The sequence below is a fragment of the Stenotrophomonas sp. YJH_SMC_19 genome, from assembly GCF_059367915.1.
On sequence record NZ_JCAFRI010000021.1, the window covers coordinates 44703 to 58419 of the forward strand.

At 67.5% G+C, this 13717-nt stretch carries 13 protein-coding genes; 5 read left to right on the forward strand and 8 right to left on the reverse strand.

What is annotated here, in order from left to right:
• Window positions 1-5 precede the first annotated feature (5 nt).
• A complete protein-coding gene (locus AC5P5R_RS18075) occupies window positions 6-425 on the reverse strand; it encodes a hypothetical protein (RefSeq protein WP_024957742.1) in 420 nt (139 codons plus the stop codon).
• 122 nt (window positions 426-547) lie between these two features.
• Here AC5P5R_RS18075 and sufT point away from each other — a divergent pair, with 122 nt between their 5' ends.
• The 3 genes from sufT to AC5P5R_RS18090 all read left to right on the forward strand — a co-directional run bounded on the left by sufT (window position 548) and on the right by AC5P5R_RS18090 (window position 4448).
• Complete coding sequence (gene sufT / locus AC5P5R_RS18080; RefSeq protein WP_012479222.1) at window positions 548-1099, forward strand: putative Fe-S cluster assembly protein SufT; 552 nt, start codon at window positions 548-550, stop codon at window positions 1097-1099.
• Window positions 1100-1158: 59 nt separating this feature from the next.
• The gene (locus tag AC5P5R_RS18085) at window positions 1159-2253 is read left to right on the forward strand and encodes a branched-chain amino acid aminotransferase (RefSeq protein ID WP_049431421.1); all 1095 of its coding nucleotides are present in this window, start codon (window positions 1159-1161) and stop codon (window positions 2251-2253) included.
• Between the two features lie 452 nt (window positions 2254-2705).
• Window positions 2706-4448, forward strand: a complete 1743-nt coding sequence (locus AC5P5R_RS18090) for a S8 family peptidase (protein WP_005408178.1) — start codon at window positions 2706-2708, stop codon at window positions 4446-4448.
• A 120-nt stretch (window positions 4449-4568) separates the two neighbouring features.
• Here the strand turns inward: AC5P5R_RS18090 and AC5P5R_RS18095 are convergent, their stop codons facing one another.
• From AC5P5R_RS18095 to wrbA, 3 genes are all read right to left on the reverse strand, one after another.
• Entirely contained in the window at window positions 4569-5054 is a 486-nt protein-coding gene (locus tag AC5P5R_RS18095) for an asparaginase domain-containing protein (RefSeq protein WP_010481766.1), read from the reverse strand.
• Between the two features lie 79 nt (window positions 5055-5133).
• Window positions 5134-5469 (reverse strand): DUF2069 domain-containing protein, encoded by a 336-nt coding sequence (locus AC5P5R_RS18100; RefSeq protein WP_005408180.1) that lies wholly within the window; start codon window positions 5467-5469, stop codon window positions 5134-5136.
• A complete protein-coding gene (gene wrbA / locus AC5P5R_RS18105) occupies window positions 5466-6059 on the reverse strand; it encodes an NAD(P)H:quinone oxidoreductase (protein ID WP_005408181.1) in 594 nt (197 codons plus the stop codon). Before wrbA ends, AC5P5R_RS18100 begins: the two co-directional genes overlap by 4 nt.
• 77 nt (window positions 6060-6136) lie before the next feature.
• On the opposite strand from wrbA, the gene AC5P5R_RS18110 reads away from it, so the two are divergent.
• Window positions 6137-7411: a YihY family inner membrane protein gene (locus tag AC5P5R_RS18110; RefSeq protein WP_005408182.1), complete on the forward strand. Its 1275-nt coding sequence runs from the start codon at window positions 6137-6139 to the stop codon at window positions 7409-7411.
• Window positions 7408-7977 (forward strand): TlpA family protein disulfide reductase, encoded by a 570-nt coding sequence (locus AC5P5R_RS18115; RefSeq protein WP_005408183.1) that lies wholly within the window; start codon window positions 7408-7410, stop codon window positions 7975-7977. The genes AC5P5R_RS18110 and AC5P5R_RS18115 overlap by 4 nt, the downstream gene beginning before the upstream one ends.
• Window positions 7978-8603: 626 nt before the next feature.
• On the opposite strand, the gene ppk2 is transcribed toward AC5P5R_RS18115, so the two are convergent.
• The 4 genes from ppk2 to hemA all read right to left on the reverse strand — a co-directional run bounded on the left by ppk2 (window position 8604) and on the right by hemA (window position 13666).
• Window positions 8604-9386 (reverse strand): polyphosphate kinase 2, encoded by a 783-nt coding sequence (gene ppk2 / locus AC5P5R_RS18120; protein ID WP_005408184.1) that lies wholly within the window; start codon window positions 9384-9386, stop codon window positions 8604-8606.
• A 218-nt stretch (window positions 9387-9604) separates the two neighbouring features.
• Entirely contained in the window at window positions 9605-11317 is a 1713-nt protein-coding gene (locus AC5P5R_RS18125) for an O-linked N-acetylglucosamine transferase, SPINDLY family protein (protein ID WP_099497492.1), read from the reverse strand.
• A 5-nt stretch (window positions 11318-11322) separates the two neighbouring features.
• Window positions 11323-12405, reverse strand: coding sequence for a peptide chain release factor 1 (prfA, locus tag AC5P5R_RS18130; protein ID WP_024957328.1), 1083 nt, complete (start codon window positions 12403-12405; stop codon window positions 11323-11325).
• Window positions 12383-13666, reverse strand: coding sequence for a glutamyl-tRNA reductase (gene hemA, locus AC5P5R_RS18135; protein WP_012479225.1), 1284 nt, complete (start codon window positions 13664-13666; stop codon window positions 12383-12385). The genes prfA and hemA overlap by 23 nt, the downstream gene beginning before the upstream one ends.
• Window positions 13667-13717 lie beyond the last annotated feature (51 nt).

Sequence of the window (13717 nt, forward strand, 5' to 3'; positions counted from 1 at the left end):
CGCGCTCAGCGCGCCAGCCAGGCGCCCACGGCCAGGCCCAGCGCCAGCCACAGCCACTCCACCGCGCCATTGGCCAGGGTGATCAGGGTCCAGGCCAGGTGCGGGCCCATCCGCATCGTGGCGTCCCACAGGTCCAGCCCGATCGAGCCGCCCATCCAGGCGCTGGCGATGGTCCAGTTGGCCACGGCGGCCACCAGCAGGGTGCCCACCACGACCAGCACGATGCGCAGCCGGCCCGGGCCGAGCGTACCCATGCGCAGCATGAACACCAGTTCCAGGGCGGTCAGTACCGCCATCCAGCCGACCTGCCGGCCGGTCATCAGCGCCAGCACCATCCAGGCAAGGGGAGCAACAACCAGGCCCAGCAACAGCATGATGGGCCAGAGCCAGGTCACGGTCCTGGCACGCGCGGCATTGGAGGACATCGAAGCTCCCTGAAGATCACCCACAGGATACTGTGGTTTGCGGCGGTGCACCGGCGGTGCCGGAGCGGCTGGGCTAGAATGCCGTCTTGCGTGGCCCCGGCCACGGCCCCATATCGGTCCCCATGTATTCCCGTAGCAGCGAACCTGTCCACTTCGAGCGCGATTGCGAGGCCGTGATGGTCCCGCAGGGCGATACCGTAACCCTGCCCGCCGGCAGCTATGGGTACATCACCCAGGCGCTGGGCGGCAGCTATTCGGTGTTCGTCGAGGGCAACCTGTTCCGCATCGCCGGCAAGGACGGCGACGCCATCGGCAAGGAGGCACCGGCACCGCTGGAACTGCCGGCCGACGCCACTGATGAACAGGTGGAACAGCTGGTGTGGCAGCAGCTGCGCACCTGCTTCGACCCGGAAATTCCGGTGAACATCGTCGAACTGGGCCTGGTCTACGAGGTCGAGATCAAGCACCTGGACGAAGGCCAGCGCGAGATCGACGTGAAGATGACCCTGACCGCACCGGGTTGTGGGATGGGCGACATCCTGGTCGACGACGTGCGCAGCAAGCTTGAAATGATCCCGACGGTGGCCGAGGCCGACGTCGACCTGGTGTTCGACCCGCCGTGGAACCAGCACATGATGTCCGAGGCGGCCCGGCTCGAGACCGGCATGCTTTGACCCAGGGCCCGCAGTGACGCGGGCCCGGCACTACCCGCAACCAGAACAGGAATCCTCCGGTGTCCCAGTCCATCCCCAGCTTCGCCGTTACCCGTTCGGACCACCCGCGCAGCGCTGAAGAGCGCGCCAAGATCCTGGAGAAGCCGGGCTTCGGCCTGCACTTCACCGATCACATGGTGGAAGTGCGCTGGGACAAGGATGCCGGCTGGCACAACGCCAACGTGCGTGCCTACGGCCCGTTGCAGCTGGATCCGGCTGCGGCCGTGCTGCACTACGGCCAGGAAATCTTCGAAGGCATCAAGGCCTACCGCCATGCCGATGGCTCGATCTGGACTTTCCGTCCGGATGCCAACGGCCGTCGCCTGCAGCGTTCGGCGCAGCGCCTGGCGCTGCCGGAACTGCCGGTGGAGATCTTCGTCGAATCGCTGAAGCAGCTGATCGCGGTCGACAGTGACTGGGTGCCGTCGGCCGATGAGTCCAGCCTGTACTTCCGTCCGTTCATGATCGGCGACGAAGCCTTCCTCGGCGTGCGTGGCGCGCACAAGGCCGGCTACTACGTCATCGCCAGCCCGGCCGGCCCGTACTTCGCCAAGGGCGTTGCCCCGGTGTCGATCTGGCTGTCCACCGAATACGCGCGTGCGGCCAAGGGCGGCACCGGTGCCGCCAAGTGCGGTGGCAACTATGCTGCCTCGCTGCTGCCGCAGCAGAAGGCGCAGGCACAGGGCTGCTCGCAGGTGCTGTTCCTCGACCCGGTCGAAGGCAAGTACCTGGAAGAACTGGGTGGCATGAACGTGTTCCTGGTCTACAAGGACGGCACTCTGGTGACCCCGGAACTGTCGGGCAGCATCCTCGAGGGCATCACCCGCGAGAGCATCCTGCAGCTGGCCCGCGACCGTGGCATGAAGGTCGAAGAGCGCAAGGTCAGCATCGACGAGTGGAAGCAGGGCGTGGCCTCCGGCGAGATCGCCGAAGTGTTCGCCTGCGGCACCGCCGCGGTGGTCACCCCGATCGGCCAGCTGAAGGGCGAGGGCTTCTCGGTGGGCGACATCAACGCGCCGGCCGGCGAAGTGACCATGTCGTTGCGCAAGGAACTGACCGACATCCAGTACGGCCGCTTGCCGGACCGCCACAACTGGCTGGTCAAGCTGGGCTGATCGCCCACGCTGAAACTGTAGCGTCGAGCCACGCTCGACTGCGCTTCCGGAAAGCCCGTCCCCCGTGACGGGCTTTCTGCGTTGTGGGCCTGCGGTCAGATCCTTTTCCATGGGAAAAGGGATCTGACCCCCGAATCAGCGAACGCCGATGTCGGCATAGTCATTCCAGGACACGTGACGGCCCAGTCAGGTCTGTGCAGGACACGAGAAGGTTCCTTCACCTTCACAAACCCTCGACCCGAAAAGTCTCAGAACGAACATTTCATCTTGCTGAAAAGACGCTGAAAATCTTGTGGTGTCCGGTTTCGGCCATTAGCGTCATGTGCACGGCGGATCGTTAGGGGGATCCGCTGACTCACCGGACTTCGAACCTCGCCAATGCAAGCCAGCCCCGGGTTCGGGCCGGTGCTTCTGCCGATTCCGGCATTCACACCACAAGAAAGGGAAATACGATGTCCCAGGTAACGCAACCGCGTGTGCGTCGAGTGTGGGTGGTCCTTGGTGCGTCCGTTCTGTCATCGCTGCTGCTGGCCACGCCTGCGCTGGCCGGTGATGTCCAGCTCAGCGGCCTGCAGTCCGCGCCGACGCACCAGCGCTTCATCGTCAAGTACCGCGACGGCAGCGCCGCCGTGGCCAACACTACTGCGCTGGCTTCGTCGCTGAAGACGGCCGCCGCCGGCCTGGCCAGCAGCCAGGGCCGCGCGCTGGGCCTGCAGCAGGTCCGCAAGCTGGCCGTCGGCCCGACCCTGGTCAAGACCGACCGTCCGCTCGACCAGGCCGAATCCGAACTGCTGATGCGCAAGCTGGCCGCCGACCCGAACGTGGAATACGTCGAAGTCGACCAGATCATGCGCGCGACGCTGACCCCGAACGACACCCGCTTCAGCGAGCAATGGGGCTTCGGCACCTCCAATGCCGGCATCAACATCCGGCCGGCCTGGGACAAGGCCACCGGCACCGGCGTGGTGGTGGCCGTGATCGATACCGGCATCACCAACCATGCCGATCTGAACGCCAACATCCTGCCGGGCTATGACTTCATCAGCGACGCCGCGATGGCGCGTGATGGCGGCGGCCGCGACAACAATCCGAACGACGAAGGCGACTGGTACGGCGCCAACGAGTGTGGCTCGGGCATCCCGGCCTCCAACTCCAGCTGGCACGGCACCCACGTTGCCGGCACCGTCGCGGCGGTGACCAACAACAGTACCGGCGTGGCAGGTACCGCGTTCAATGCCAAGGTCGTGCCGGTGCGCGTGCTCGGCAAGTGCGGCGGCTACACCTCCGACATCGCCGATGCGATCGTGTGGGCGTCCGGTGGCACCGTCAGCGGCGTACCGGCCAACGCCAATCCGGCCGAAGTCATCAACCTCTCGCTGGGCGGCGGTGGCAGCTGCTCGACCACCTACCAGAACGCGATCAACGGCGCGGTCGGCCGTGGCACCACCGTGGTGGTCGCCGCCGGCAACAGCAACACCAACGTGTCCTCGTCGGTGCCGGCCAACTGCCCGAACGTGATCGCGGTGGCGGCGACCACCTCGGCCGGTGCACGTGCCAGCTTCTCCAACTACGGTACCGGCATCGACATCTCGGCACCGGGCCAGAGCATCCTGTCCACCCTCAACACCGGCACCACCACGCCGGGCAGCGCGACCTACGCGTCGTACAACGGCACCTCGATGGCGGCGCCGCACGTGGCCGGCGTGGTCGCGCTGATGCAGTCGGTCGCTCCGAGCCCGCTGAGCCCGGCGCAGGTCGAGAGCATCATCAAGAGCACGGCACGTCCGCTGCCGGGCGCCTGCTCGGGTGGTTGCGGCGCCGGCATCATCGACGCCAATGCCGCCGTGGCCGCAGCGATCAATGGTGGCGGCAACCCGAACCCGGGTGGCAACGTGCTGCAGAACAACGTGCCGGTGACCGGCCTGGGCGCTGCGACCGGTGCCGAGCTGAACTACACCGTCGCGGTTCCGGCCGGCAGCACCCAGCTGCGCGTCGCGATCAGTGGCGGCAGCGGTGATGCCGACCTGTATGTGCGCCAAGGCAGTGCCCCGACCGATACCACCTACACCTGCCGTCCGTACCTGAGCGGCAACAGCGAGACCTGCACCATCAACAGTCCTGCCGCCGGCACCTGGTATGTGCGGGTGAAGGCCTACAGCACCTTCTCGGGCCTGACCCTCAACGCCCAGTACTGAGCCCAAGCCCCTCTCCATGGGCACGCCCCGGCTCAGGCCGGGGCGTTCTTCTTTGGGTAGGTACCGGCCTTGCAAGGGCAGCGCTTTGGTGCGTGCCGACCTTGGTCGGCACGCTGTTCCTCAGACCGACTCGAAGCGGTTGGCGGCCACGTTCTTGCGCACGTGCTGCGGATCGAAGATACGACCGTTCATGGCGATGTATACGCCGCTCGGCAGCGACTGCACCGCACCGATCGCGCAGCCGATGTTGAACTCCGCATCCGACCCACGGAACCGCGCCGGGCTGAGCGCGCCGGTCATCACGATGGTCTTGTCCGGGATCGTCGCCAGCACCTTGCCGGTCTGCACCATCGAGTCGGTGCCGTGGGTCACCAGCACGTGGCGGGTCGGCTGCGCGGCGATGGTGGCGCGGATCAGTTCGCGGTCTTCGTCGTTGATGTGCAGCGAATCCTTGCGCAGGATCGGAATCACGTTGAAGCGGAACGTCACGCCCAGCTCGCGCAGGATCATGCCGATCTGGGGGTCGCCGATCTGGTAGTCCGACTTGTCGTCGAAGTAGATCTTGTCGATCGTGCCACCGGTGGTGACGACCAGGAGCTCTTCCATCATGTGCATGCGCGAAACCAGGACAGGTACAGCGGCGCGGGGCCAGGAACACAGATGATACGGCCCGGCGGGCGCAGCGTCAGCGTCGCTTGCCGAAGCGGGCGCGCAGCCCCGGCAGGCTGGCGCTGAAGATCACCAGCAGGGCCAGGGCGATTTCGATCAGCGCCAGCCAGCGTGTTTCCGGGTGGCTCCAGGCGCTCATCACGCCGTGGCTGAACCAGCCCAGCGCCAGCACCGAGGCCCAGAACCCGGCCTTGCGCCAGCCCAGCCGCAGCGCAAAGGCCAGCGCCAGCGGCGGCGCGGTGAACACCAGCTGGGTGGCCAGCCAGTGCTTGTCATTGATGAACCAGCCTGCGAACAGCGCGGCCAGCCCCATCAGGGCCAGCAGCAGGACCGTGCGCGGCGGGCGGCTCATCGGGCCAACCGCTGCGCGATGTCGGCCACCCGGCGGCCCAGCGCGCGGGCCAGCACGGCCTCGTCGTCGGTCGGCTGCGGATCGTCGGCGGCACCGGCCACGTGGCTGGCGCCATAGGGCGTGCCGCCGCTGGTGGTGTGGCTCAACGCCGGTTCGGTGAACGGGATGCCGACGATCACGCAGCCGTGGTGCAGCAGCGGCACCTGCATCGACAGCAGGGTCGATTCCTGGCCGCCGTGCATCGAGGCGGTGGAGGTGAACACGCCGGCCGGCTTGCCGGACAGGGTGCCATTGACCCATTCGGCGCCCAGTCCATCCAGGAAGTGCTTGACCGGCGCGGCCATGTTGCCGAAGCGGGTGGGGCTGCCGAGCAGCAGGCCCTGGCATTCCACCAGGTCCTGCACGCTCACGTAGGGGGCGCCGTCGTCGGGTACCGGCGGCTGCGCGGTCTGGGTCACGGCGGCCACTGGCGGCACCGTGCGCAGGCGCGCGCTCATGCCCGGCACTTCGCCGATGCCCCGCGCGATCTGGCGCGCCAGCCGTGCCACCGAACCGCCCCGGCTGTAGTACAGCACCAGAATCTCGCCCATCGTGCCCGCTTCTCCTCGTCGTGTGGTCGCCAGTATGGCTATCCTGCCAGCATTCCGCATCGGGTACCCTTCCACCGATGGAACCTTTGGATACGCTCAACCTGTGGATGGAGCGCGCGCGGGATCGTGCACGGGCCATCAGTTTCGGCCGCTTCCTGTGGCATCGCTTCCTCGACGACCGCCTGTTCCAGGCAGCGGCGGCGCTGGCCTACACCACGGTGTTCGCGTTGGTACCGCTGGCGATCGTGGTGTTCGGCGTGCTCTCGGCCTTCCCCGTCTTCGACCGCTGGAGCGACCAGCTCAGCGATTACGTCTTCTCCAACTTCGTGCCCAATGCCGCGCGCGCGGCCGAGGGCTACCTGCGGCAGTTCTCGGCCAGTGCCGGCCAGCTCACCGCCGCCGGCTTCATCGCGCTGGTGGTGTCGCTGCTGATCACGCTCAACAGTGTTGAAGAAACCTTCAACCAGATCTGGCGGGTCGGCTCGACCCGGCCCAAGCTGACCCGCTTCCTGGTCTACTGGACTGTACTGACGCTGGGCGCGATGCTCGCGGCGGCTTCGCTGGCGGTGTCGGCGCGGGTGTTCGCGATGCCGCTGTTCGGCACCCAGGAGGGCCGCTGGCTGGCCGAACTGGCACTGCGGCTGGCGCCGATCCTGATCGAGTTCGTCTGCATCACGCTGATGTTCCGGGTGGTGCCGCACCACACGGTGAAGTGGCGGCATGCAGTGCCTGGCGCCATTCTGGCCGCGGTGATCCTGGAGCTGGTGAAGTGGGGCATCGGCGCCTACCTGGGCAGCTTCCAGTCCTACCAGAAGCTGTATGGCACGGTCGCCTTCGTGCCGATCCTGCTGCTGTGGATCTACCTGTGCTGGGTGGCGGTGCTGCTGGGCGCGTCGTTGTCTTCGTCGATGGCGGCCTTCCGCTACCAGCCGGTGGAACTGCGCCTGCCGCAGGGCTACGAGTTCTATGGCCTGCTGCGCCTGCTCGGCCGCTTCCACCACGCCCGTGCCAAGGGCAAGGGCCTGGCCGACGATGAAATCCTGCGGCTGGAGCCGATGCTGACCGATTCGCTGCTGCAGGACCTGGCCTGCAACCTGCAGGAGATCGGCCTGCTGCGCCGCGATGAACGTGGCGAATGGCTGCTCTCGCGCGACCTGGACCAGGTCAGCCTTGCCGATCTTTACGAATGTACCCAGTTGCGCATTCCGGTAGCCGAGCAGCATCTGCCGTATCGCGACGACAGCCTGGGCCGTGCCGCATTGGCGGCGCTGGATGATCTGCGACTGCCCCTGCGTGAACGCCTGAAGCGCAAGGTCAGCGATATCTATACCGACTCTGGAGACATGCCATGACCCGCAAGACCCCGTTGCTGCTCCCGCTGGCCCTGCTGCTGGCACTGTCGGCCTGCAAGCCGGCCCAGGAGCCGACGCCGGCCAGCAGCCAACCGCCGGCGCAGGCACCGACGCCGACCGCACCGGCACCGGTCGAGGAAACCCCGGCCGAGCGCACCACCGCCGAGTTCCCGACGCTGAAGATGAAGGCGGTGGATGGCAGCGACTACGACCTGGCCGCGCACCGCGGCAAGTGGGTGGTGGTGAACTTCTGGGCGACCTGGTGTGCCCCGTGCCGCAAGGAGATGCCCGAGCTGTCGGCGCTGCATGCGATGCGCAGCAACATCGAAGTGGTCGGCCTGGCCTACGAGGACATCGAAGTGCCGGAAATGCAGTCGTTCCTGACCAAGCATCCGGTGACCTATCCGATCGTGATCGTGGACCCGTTCGATCCGCCGGCCGATTTCGCCACGCCGCGCGGCCTGCCGCTGACGCACCTGCTGGATCCACAGGGCAAGCTGGCGCACACCTTCCTCGGCCCGGTGACGGCCGCCGACATCGAAAAGCAGATCGCTGCTGCCAAGTAATGGGGTTGGGCGGCAGGGCCTGCGGCCCTGCACCCGCGGTAGTGCCGGCCGCTGGCCGGCAACCCCAGCAACAGCAAAAGCAACAGCAACAGCAACAGCAACAGCGGGCTATCCGTGGGATGGCGGGGCGGTGTCGGAGTGCGGGGACGCTGCAAGTACGTCCCTGTAAGCTTGGCAGCCGCATCCATGCGGCTGACACCCCGCACTCCGACACCGCCCCACCTCTGACAGATTCCTCATGTCTGGTAGATCCACGCCATGCGTGGATGATTCTCCAGACAAATCGAATTTTTCGAATTGAATTCGAAGAGCATCCACACATGGTGTGGATCAACGACAGATCGCGGAAATCTGTCGAAGGCGGGGTGGGTCCGGGTGCGGGGGCGTGAGCCGCATGGGCGCGAGGCACGCCTCGGGCGGGTTGGGCAGGACGCCCAACCCCGGTCTTGCCGTGTTCGCAGGACAGCGCACACGAGCAAGCCGCGACCGAGCTTACATGGACGTACTTGCAGCGCCCCCCGCACCCGGACTCGCCCCGCCATCCCTCAGGAAGCCCGCCGTTGCTGTTGCTGTTGCCGTTGCTCTGGCTTCGGCAGGTGCAGGGCCGCAGGCCCTGCCGACCCACCCTAATCCTCGACCGGGAAGTCCTCGATCGGCTTCAGCACATCGTAGTGCTCGCGATGCAGCTTGCCCTTCAGCTTCGGCAGCTCCGGCAACGGCGCATCCACGCGCGTGTCCGGCAACCGGTCCAGCAGGTTGCGCACCAGCGTCAGCCGGCCCAGCCGCTGGTCGTTGAAATCCACCAATGTCCACGGTGCCGCCTCGCGATGGGTCGCGCGCAGCATCGCCTCGCGGGCCTCGGTGTAGGCGCTGTACTTGCTGCGCGATTTCAGGTCCACCGGGGAGAGCTTCCAGCCCTTCAGCGGATCGAGATGGCGCTCGGCGAAGCGCTTCTCCTGCTGCTCCTGGTCCACGCACAGCCAGTACTTGAACAGCAGGATGCCGTCGTCCACCAGCAGCTGTTCGAACACCGGCGCCTGGCGCAGGAACTGCTGGTACTCGGTCTCGCTGCAGTAGCCCATCACCCGTTCGACGCCTGCGCGGTTGTACCAGCTGCGGTCCATCAGCACGATCTCGCCGGCGGCGGGCAAGTGCGAGGCGTAGCGCTGGAAGTACCACTGCGTGGCTTCGCGGTCGGTGGGCTTGGGCAGCGCCACCACCCGGCACTGGCGCGGGTTGAGGTGCTGGCTGATGGCCTGGATCGCGCCGCCTTTACCTGCGGTATCACGGCCTTCGAACAGCACCAGCAGGCGCTGTCCGCTGTGCTGCACCCAGCGCGCCATGGCGGTCAGTTCCAGCTGCAGCGGCAGCAGCAGTTCGTCGTAGTCCTTGCGCTTGAGCTTGGCCATCGTCACACCACGCGGGGAGGAAGCCCGAGCGTAGCGCAGGGGCTGCCCAGGCGATGTCGACGCCGGGTAGAGTCGACGGTCAGTCGACTATCGCGCGCAGCGCGGGGTTTTCGGCTTCCTGCCGAGGGCAGTCGACCAGCAGTCGACTCTACCCAGTCGACGTCATCCAATCGACATTACCCAGCCGACATTACCCAGCCGACATTACCCAGCCGGCATTACCCAGTCGGTTCGGTTGTTCCCAGCCAGCCGTGTTCGCGCGCCAGCTGCTGCACCAACGCCGACAGATCGCGGGCAAACCCGCCCATGTCGAACAGCCCGCTGCGCTCGCGCGCCTGTGCCAGTTCAGCGCGCAACGCCGCCAGTGCTGCAGGGTCGTTGCCCAGCGCGCTGGCGGTGGTGATGAACGCCGTATCGTCGGCGACATTCATCCGTGCCATTCCCAGATGGTGGTTGAGGCTGCCGGCCACGCGCGCGGCGAAGGTGTCACCCGGGCAGGTAAGCACCGGGCAGCCGGCCCACAGCGCATCGGAGGCGGTGGTGTGCGCGTTGTACGGATGCGTGTCGAGGAACAGGTCGGCCAGCGGGTAACGGGCCAGGTACTGCGGATGCGGCAGCTTGGCCATGAACACCAGGCGCGCCGGGTCCAGGCCGGCAGCCTGCGCGGCAGTGCGCAGGCGGGCGTCGGCCTGGCCCGGTCCGGACAGCAGCCACAGTACGCTGCCGGGCACTGCCTGCAGCACTGCGAAGGCACGGCCCATGCTGCGGGGGTTGAGCTTGTAGCTGTTGTTGAAACAGCAGAACACCACGCCCTGCGCGGGCAGGCCGCAGTCCGCACGGGTCGGCGCAGGCTCCAGCACGCGCGTATTGTCTGACGGCTGGAAGGCTCGTGGCAGGCGCAGCACGCGTTCGCTGTAGCACGGCTCCAGTGCCGGCGGCAGGGCGAAGGCATCGCCGACCACCGCGTCCATCCACGGCGCCCCCGACGTGCCCGGATAGGCCAGCCAGTTCAATTGCAGCGGGGCAGGGCGCATCGCCAACACTTCCGGCGTGCCGCCACCGCCCCAGCCGCGCAGGTCGAACAGCAGGTCGATGCCCTGTGCGCGGATGCGTGCGGCGGTATCGGTGTGTCGCAGGCCAGTCACATCATGCAGCTGCGCCGCTGCCTGCAGGCGCTGGCGAATGCGGCTGCCGTCGTCGCGGTTCAGCGCGAACAGATGCAGTTGCAGTGCGGGGTCGCGACGCAGCTGCTCGAACAGCGCCACGGTCAGCAATCCGGTCGGATGTGCGCCGAACCCATTGGAGAGGAAGCCGACGCGCAGCGGGCCGTGCGGGCGCACCGTTGCCGGAGGCAATGGCCGCACCGAGGCAGCCACGGCCAGCGCACGAGTGTGCGCGCAGGCCAACTGTTCGGCAGCGCTGGCGTCCTCGCTGAGGAAGGCGAACGGCTCGACCACGCCCTGGCTGCTGGCAACGGCGGCGCGCACCTGTGCCGCCAGCGTGTCCAGGTCCTGCCAATCGCACAGGCGACGCTGCCAGGCCAGGCGCTGGGCGGCGATGTACGGCTCGGCCGGCATCAGCCCATGCGCGCGTCGATAGGCCGCCGACGCGCCTTCGGCATCATCGGCATCTTCCAGTGCATGGCCCAGCCACAGCGCAATGCCGGGATGCTGCGGTGCCAATGCCGAGGCCTGGCCGAGCAGCTTGGCCGCATCGCCATGTGCACCGGCCATCCACGCCACGCGGCCCAGCCGTGCCAGCGCTTCGGGGTGATTCGGGCGCAGCTGCAGCGCACGTCGCGCGGCCTGTTCGCCGGCAGCGATGTCGCCGGCTTCCAGTTCCACGTCGGCCAACATCACCCAGGCGACGAAGTCGTCGGGCTGGCGGGCGATCGCTTGCTGCAGTTGCTGTCGCTGCTGCCAGGCCGACATCGTGCTCAGCCTGCCGACAGCTGGGCCAGGGCGTCGACCTGGTGTTCGTGGCTGAGCCGCTGCAGCAGCGGATCGAGGTCGCCGGCCAGGATGTTGGGCAGGTCGTACAGGGTCAGGCCCTCCACGCGGTGATCGGTGATGCGCCCCTGCGGGAAGTTGTAGGTGCGGATGCGCTGGCTGCGATCACCACTGCCGACCTGCAGGCGCCTCGACTCGGCCTGCGCCGCGTCCTGGCGTTGGCGCTCGGCGTCGAGCAGCTGCGCTTTCAGGCGCTTCATCGCCTTGTCGCGGTTGGCGTGCTGGCTGCGTTCGGTCTGGCATTCCACCACCACGCCGGTCGGTACGTGGGTGATGCGGATCGCCGACTCGGTCTTGTTGACGTGCTGGCCACCGGCGCCGGAGGAGCGGAACGTATCCACCTTCAGGTCGGCCGGGTTGATGACGATGTCATCGACTTCGTCGGCCTCCGGGATGATCGCCACGGTGGCCGCCGAGGTATGGATGCGGCCCTGCGATTCGGTGGCCGGCACGCGCTGCACACGGTGCGTGCCCGATTCGAACTTCAGGCGCGAGAACGCACCACGGCCGACCACCCGTGCCACCACTTCCTTGTAGCCACCGTGCTCGCCGGGATTGTCCGATTCGATCTCGACCTTCCAGCCCTGGCGCTCGGCATAGCGGGCGTACATGCGGAACAGGTCGCCGGCGAAGATCGCCGCTTCATCGCCGCCGGTACCCGCGCGCACTTCCAGGAACAGGTTGCCTTCGTCGCGCGGGTCGCGCGGTACCAGCAGCAGCGCCAGTTCCTGCTCCAGTTCCAGCAGGCGCGCCTGCGCGGCGGCGATTTCCTCGTCGGCCAGCTCGCGCAGGTCGGGGTCGGCGCGCATGCCTTCGGCGGCGGCCAGATCGGCCTTGGCACGTGCTTCATCGGCCAGTGCAGTGGCAACCGGTTCAAGTTGGGCGAATTCGCGCGAAAGGTCGCGGAAACGGGTGTTGTCGGCGACCACGTCGGGTTCGGCGAGCAGGCGTTCCAGTTCTTCGCGGCGCTCGGCCAGCGCTTCCAGCTTACGGCGCAGGGTCGGCGTCATCGGGTCTCACGGGTGGGTGGCGGTAACCCGGCGTAGCCGGGAACAGGCGCTCGGCGGCGCGGGTCAGGTCGGCATCGCCGCTCAGTGCGGCAGCGCGCAGGGCAGCGGTAGGAGGATGCAGCAATCGATTGGTCAGGCCGTGGGCCAGCAGTTCCAGCACTTCGTCGGCCGGCTTGCCGTTGGCCAGCTGCTGGCGCGCGCGTTCCAGCAGTTCAGTGCGGGTGGCCTCGCCGAACGCACGCAGCTGTCGTAGCGGCGCCTGGTGGGCGCTGGCCTGCTGGGTCTCGATAAAACGCGATACCTGAAGGTCGATGATCGCCTCGGCCTCGGCGGCCGCCTCGCGGCGTCCGCGGCGGTTGTCTTCCACCGCGCGCTCCAGGTCGTCGACGGTGTAGAGGAAGGCGTCGTTGAGCGTGCCGACCTCCGCCTCGATGTCACGCGGCACGGCCAGGTCGAACAGCAGCATCGGCTTGTGCCGGCGCGCGCGCAGGGCCTTGGCCACCATCTCGCGGTGGATCACCGGTTCGCGCGCAGCGGTGGCCGAGAACACCACGTCGGCCTCGCCCAGGTGGCGGTCCAGTTCGGTCAGCGGCAGGGCTACGCCACCATGGCGGCTGGCAAGTTCCTGCGCGTGGGCGAGGGTGCGGTTGGCGATCAGCAGCCGGCGCACCTTGCCTTCGCTCAGGTGCCGTGCAGCCAGTTCGATGGTCTCGCCGGCACCGACCAGCAGCACGGTGGAATCGTCCAGCCGCGCGAACGCGTTCTGCGCCAGGCGCACCGCCGCCGACGCCACCGATACCGGGTTGGCGCCGACCTGGGTATCGGTGCGCGCACGCTTGGCCACCGAGAAGGTCTGCTGGAACAGGCGGTCCAGGCGCTGGCCGAGCAGGCCGTGGTCACGCGCCGTCGACCATGCGTCCTTCACCTGGCCGAGGATCTGCGGTTCGCCCAGCACCATCGAGTCCAGGCCGGTGGCGACCCGGAACAGGTGGCGTACGGCTTCTGCATCGGCATGCTGGTACAGGTAGCCCTGCAGGTCGCCGGCCTGGGCGTGCAGCCACTGGTCCAGTGCCTGTGCCGAATCGGCCACGGCATACAGCTCGGTGCGGTTGCAGGTGGACAGCAGCACCGCCTCGGCGATCTGCGGAGTATCGCGCAGCGAACCGAGCGCGCGCGGCAACGCCTCACCGGCGAAGGCCGCGCGCTCGCGCAGCTCCACCGGTGCGGTCTGGTGATTCAGTCCGAGCACCCACAGGGTCATTGTTCAGTTGCTTGCGATAAGCTGCTGGCCATTGGACGACATTTTAAGGCC

Excerpts from the sequence above, each read along its gene's own strand:
- AC5P5R_RS18075 (WP_024957742.1), bottom strand. The coding sequence starts at position 425 with ATGTCCTCCAATGCCGCGCGTGCCAGGACCGTGACCTGGCTCTGGCCC.
- sufT (WP_012479222.1), top strand. The coding sequence starts at position 548 with ATGTATTCCCGTAGCAGCGAACCTGTCCACTTCGAGCGCGATTGCGAG.
- AC5P5R_RS18090 (WP_005408178.1), top strand. The coding sequence starts at position 2,706 with ATGTCCCAGGTAACGCAACCGCGTGTGCGTCGAGTGTGGGTGGTCCTT.
- AC5P5R_RS18095 (WP_010481766.1), bottom strand. The coding sequence starts at position 5,054 with ATGGAAGAGCTCCTGGTCGTCACCACCGGTGGCACGATCGACAAGATC.
- AC5P5R_RS18100 (WP_005408180.1), bottom strand. The coding sequence starts at position 5,469 with ATGAGCCGCCCGCCGCGCACGGTCCTGCTGCTGGCCCTGATGGGGCTG.
- wrbA (WP_005408181.1), bottom strand. The coding sequence starts at position 6,059 with ATGGGCGAGATTCTGGTGCTGTACTACAGCCGGGGCGGTTCGGTGGCA.
- AC5P5R_RS18110 (WP_005408182.1), top strand. The coding sequence starts at position 6,137 with ATGGAACCTTTGGATACGCTCAACCTGTGGATGGAGCGCGCGCGGGAT.
- AC5P5R_RS18115 (WP_005408183.1), top strand. The coding sequence starts at position 7,408 with ATGACCCGCAAGACCCCGTTGCTGCTCCCGCTGGCCCTGCTGCTGGCA.
- ppk2 (WP_005408184.1), bottom strand. The coding sequence starts at position 9,386 with ATGGCCAAGCTCAAGCGCAAGGACTACGACGAACTGCTGCTGCCGCTG.
- AC5P5R_RS18125 (WP_099497492.1), bottom strand. The coding sequence starts at position 11,317 with ATGTCGGCCTGGCAGCAGCGACAGCAACTGCAGCAAGCGATCGCCCGC.
- prfA (WP_024957328.1), bottom strand. The coding sequence starts at position 12,405 with ATGACGCCGACCCTGCGCCGTAAGCTGGAAGCGCTGGCCGAGCGCCGC.
- hemA (WP_012479225.1), bottom strand. The coding sequence starts at position 13,666 with ATGACCCTGTGGGTGCTCGGACTGAATCACCAGACCGCACCGGTGGAG.